Annotated in this window: 1 protein-coding gene; it reads left to right on the top strand. The window is 66.3% G+C overall.

The features are described from left to right. Positions 1-104: 104 nt before the first annotated feature. Positions 105-409 (top strand): sigma-70 family RNA polymerase sigma factor (locus EN874_RS32345; RefSeq protein WP_127428843.1); only part of this gene is annotated, 305 nt, incomplete at its 3' end.

Here is a 409-nt window from a genome sequence, read left to right as displayed (position 1 = left end):
ACCGAGATCGCACGCCGTACCGCGCGCTGGCAGGCGCCGACCGAACCGCGCGGTGGCGTCGAGTTCTTCCTCGAACGCATCCTCAAGCAGCGTGGGGTGGCAGCATGAAAGGCGCAGCCCAGTACAGGGAAGTCCAGCGCTCGGCGGCCAACGATGTCATCGCCCAGCATTCGGACCTGGTGCGGCGCATCGCCCACCATCTGGCCGCGCGCCTGCCGGCCAGCGTCGAAGTCGACGATCTGATCCAGGCCGGCATGATTGGCCTGCTGGATGCCGCGAGCCGCTACAAGGAAGATCAGGGCGCGCAGTTCGAAACCTACGCGAGCCAGCGGATTCGCGGAGCAATGCTCGACGAATTGCGCAGCAACGACTGGTTGCCGCGCAGCTTGCGGCGCACTTCGCGAGAAGT

This window comes from Mesorhizobium sp. M1D.F.Ca.ET.231.01.1.1, from assembly GCF_003999155.2.
In the GTDB taxonomy this organism is placed as follows: Bacteria; Pseudomonadota; Alphaproteobacteria; order Rhizobiales; family Rhizobiaceae; genus Mesorhizobium.
Note: the sequence above shows the minus strand (reverse complement) of the source record. Positions and strands in the feature narration are given on the sequence as shown.